This window comes from Streptomyces sp. NPDC088116 (assembly GCF_044741745.1).
In the GTDB taxonomy this organism is placed as follows: domain Bacteria; phylum Actinomycetota; class Actinomycetes; order Streptomycetales; family Streptomycetaceae; genus Streptomyces.
In genome coordinates, this window is record NZ_JBIUTF010000024.1 from 1 (window position 1) to 3,927 (window position 3,927).

General features: G+C 70.9%; 1 protein-coding gene and 1 pseudogene. Both read left to right on the forward strand.

Annotated elements, in window-relative coordinates:
• The coding region (locus ACIOJD_RS34515) for a beta-ketoacyl reductase (RefSeq protein ID WP_401920587.1) at positions 1-816 on the forward strand (816 nt) is incomplete at its 5' end.
• Positions 817-875: 59 nt separating this feature from the next.
• Positions 876-3,927: pseudogene (locus ACIOJD_RS34520) on the forward strand (type I polyketide synthase); the annotation flags it as partial.

Genomic DNA, 3,927 nt, shown 5'->3' on the forward strand with positions numbered 1-3,927 from the left:
ACCTGGGGAAGCGGCGGACAATCCCTCTACGCCGCCGCCAACGCCCACCTCGACGCACTCGCCCAACAACGCCACACCCACCACCAACCCGCCACATCCATCGCCTGGGGACTGTGGGGTGGCGACGGGATGGGCGCCGCCGACGGCGTCACGGAGTTCTACGCGGAACGCGGGCTCGCGCCCATGCCGCCGGAACTGGCCATCGAAGCGATGGAACGCGCGCTGAGCCTGGGAGACACCTGCGTCACCGTCGCCGATATCAAGTGGGAGCGGTTCGTCACCGGCTACACCGCGTTCCGGTCCAGCCCGCTGATCTCCGACATCCCCGAAGTCCGGGAGACGCGCCCGGTGGTCCAGGCCGTAGCCGCGTCCGATGATCTACGCCGCCGTATCGACGCGGCCATGACGCCACGCGAACGCAATGACGTACTGGTGGACCTGGTCCGCTCTGTGGCGGCGGAGGTCCTGGGGCACGAGAACAGCGATTCCATCGGGCATGACGTCGCTTTCCGGGAGCTCGGCTTCGATTCGCTCAGCGCGGTGAAACTGCGCGGCCGGCTGGCCGGGGCCACCGGGCTCGTACTGCCCGCGACTGTCATCTTCGACCACCCCACCGTGGACCGTCTCGGTGCCGCCCTGCTGGACAAGCTGACCGGCGACCGCGCGGGTGAGGGGCGTACGGCGGCGGTCTCCGGCGCGGATTCCACCCACCGCAAGCCCGATATCGCCCCCGATACGCCCGCCGATATCGACGAGCTCAGCGCCGAGGAACTCATCCGGCTGGCGAAGGCCGGCAGCGGTCTGTCCGGAGATTGAGCACTACTCCCCCGAACGACAGCGAGCAGACAAGGACTTCGAAGATGTCACCGTCCATGGACGAAGTGCTCGACGCGCTGCGCACCTCGGTCAAGGAGACCGAGCGGTTGCGCCGGCGCGAGCACGAGCTGGTCGCCGCCGCGCACGAGCCGATCGCGATCGTGGGTACGGCGTGCCGTTATCCGGGTGGGGTGACTGGCCCCGACGAGTTGTGGGAGCTGGCCGCGAAGGGCGTTGACGCGGTCACCCGCTTCCCCACCGACCGTGGCTGGGACGAGGCCGCCGTCTACTCGCCCGATGCCCGGCCCGGCCGCACCTACTGCCGGGAGGGCGGATTCCTCACCGGCGTGGGCGATTTCGACGCCGCGTTCTTCGGGATCTCGCCGAACGAGGCGCTGGTGATGGATCCGCAGCAGCGGCTGCTGCTGGAGACCTCGTGGGAGGCGCTGGAACGGGCCGGGATCGTGCCGGAGTCGTTGCGCGGCGGCCGGACCGGCGTGTTCGTCGGCGCCGCGCACACGGGGTACGCGGCCGACACCGCCCTCGCGCCCGAGGGCACCGAGGGCTACCTGCTGACAGGCGGCGCCGACGCGGTCATGTCCGGCAGGATCTCCTACGCCCTGGGGCTCGAAGGTCCGGCGCTCACGATCGAGACCGCCTGTTCGTCGTCGCTGGTGGCGATGCATCTGGCGGTGCAGTCACTGCGACGCGGCGAATGCGACCTCGCACTGGCAGGCGGCGTCGCGGTCATGCCCGATCCCACGGTGTTCGTGGAGTTCTCCCGGCAGCGCGGGCTGGCGCCGGACGGCCGGTGCAAAGCCTTCGCCGAAACCGCCGACGGCACCAGCTGGGGCGAGGGCGTCGGGATGCTCCTGGTGGAGCGGTTGTCGGACGCACAGCGCCTGGGGCATCGAGTGCTGGCGGTGGTGCGGGGCAGCGCGGTCAACCAGGACGGCGCCAGCAACGGACTCACCGCACCCAGCGGACCCGCCCAACAGAAAGTCATCCGCGAGGCGCTCGCCGACTCGAGGCTCACCCCCGGCGACATCGACGCCGTAGAAGCCCACGGAACCGGCACCCCACTCGGCGACCCCATCGAAGCCGGAGCACTCCTCGCCACCTACGGCAAAAACCGCGCAGGCCACCCCGTATGGCTCGGCTCCCTCAAATCCAACATCGGGCACACACAAGCCGCCGCCGGAGTCGCCGGCATCATCAAAATGATCCAGGCCCTCCACCACGAAACCCTCCCCCGCACCCTCCACGTCGATGCCCCGTCCTCGCACATCGACTGGAACACCGGCGACCTCCAACTCCTCACCCAGGCACAACCCTGGCCCGCACGCGAAGACCGCCCACGCCGCGCCGCCATCTCCGCCTTCGGCGTCAGCGGCACCAACGCCCACCTCATCCTCGAAGAACCACCACGCACTTCGGACGAGGCACCCCCCACCGAACCGCCCATCCCCCTCCCCTGGTTGATGTCGGCCCGTTCGGAAGAGGCACTGCGCGGCCAGGCCGCCCGGCTGGCCGCCGTATCCACCGAGCCCGGCGCGGCACACCCGGTGGACATCGGGTATTCCACGGTCACGACCAGAGCGGTGCTGGAGCATCGCGCGGTCGCCCTGACGAATGACCTGGGCGCGGTACGGGAAGATCTGGCCGCCTTCGCCGCCGGACGGTCGTCCGACGCCGTGGTGAGCGGTGTCGCCAGGCGCGGGCACGGGCTCGCCTTCCTCTTCTCCGGTCAGGGCGCTCAACGGCCGGGTGCGGGACGTGAGTTGTACGAGGTGATGCCCGCCTTCGCCGAAGCTCTCGACGAGCTGGCGGCGGAGTTCGACACCCACCTCGATCGTCCGCTGCTGCGGGTGATGTTCGCGGAGCCCGGCACCCCGGACGCCGCGTCGCTGGAGCGTACGGAGTACGCGCAGCCGGCTCTGTTCGCGCTGGAGACCGCGCTGCTGCGGCTCTTCGAGAGCTGGGGGATGGTGCCCGACGTTCTCCTGGGCCATTCGATCGGCGGTCTGGTCGCGGCGTATGCCGCCGGGGTGTTCTCCACGGCGGACGCCGCCCGGCTGGTGGCCGCGCGCGGCAGGCTGATGCAGCGGCTGCCCGAGGGCGGTGCGATGGTTGCCGTACGCGCCACCGAACAGGAGGTCGCCGAGCTGGAGTCGGCCGTCGGCGGCGGGGCGGTCATCGCAGCGTTCAACGGGCCCGGATCGGTGGTGATCTCCGGGGACGAGCCGGCCGTCCTGGCGACCGCCGCCGAACTGGCCGCTCGCGGGCGTCGTACGAAGCGGCTCGCGGTGAGCCACGCGTTCCACTCGCCCCGCATGGACGCGATGCTCGCCGACTACCGCGCGGTCGCCGAGACCGTCACGTACCACGCCCCCCGGCTGCCGGTCGTCTCCGACCTGACCGGCAGGCCCGCCACGGCCGCCGAACTCATGGATCCCGGGTACTGGACCCGCCAGGTGCGTGAACCGGTACGGTTCGCCGACGCCGTACGCGCGGCGCGTGCGCGCGGCGCCGCGACGTTTGTCGAACTCGGCCCCGATGCCGTCCTGACCGGCATGGCGGAGGAGTGCACGGCGGGCGAGTCCGGTACGGCGTGCTCCCCCATCCTGCGCCGGGGTCACCCGGAGTGCGAGAGCGTGCTGCGGGCAGCGGCCACGGCCTTCGTCCGTGGTGCCGATGTCGACTGGGGCGCGCTCTACCGAGGCACCGGTGCACGGCAGGTGGAGCTGCCGACGTACGCCTTCCACCACACCCGCTACTGGCTGAATCCCCCTCTGCAACCCACAGCCGCTTCCGGCGTCTCCCGGAGCGCCTCCACGACAGAGCCGTGTGCGGAGAGCGAGGCATTCTGGGGTGCGGCGCGCGAGGGCGACGTACGGTCTGCGGCGTCACTGCTGGGCGCCGAACGGGTGGACATCGAGGAGCAGTTGGGCGCGGTACTGCCACACCTGGCGGCCTGGCACGACCGTCGCCGCCTGGCCGCCGAGACACACGGGCTGCGTTATCGGGTGACGTGGGTTCCTGTCGAAACCGCAACCGGCGGCAGGCTCTCGGGCCGATGGCTCATCGTGGAAACCCAGAACACGGGACCGG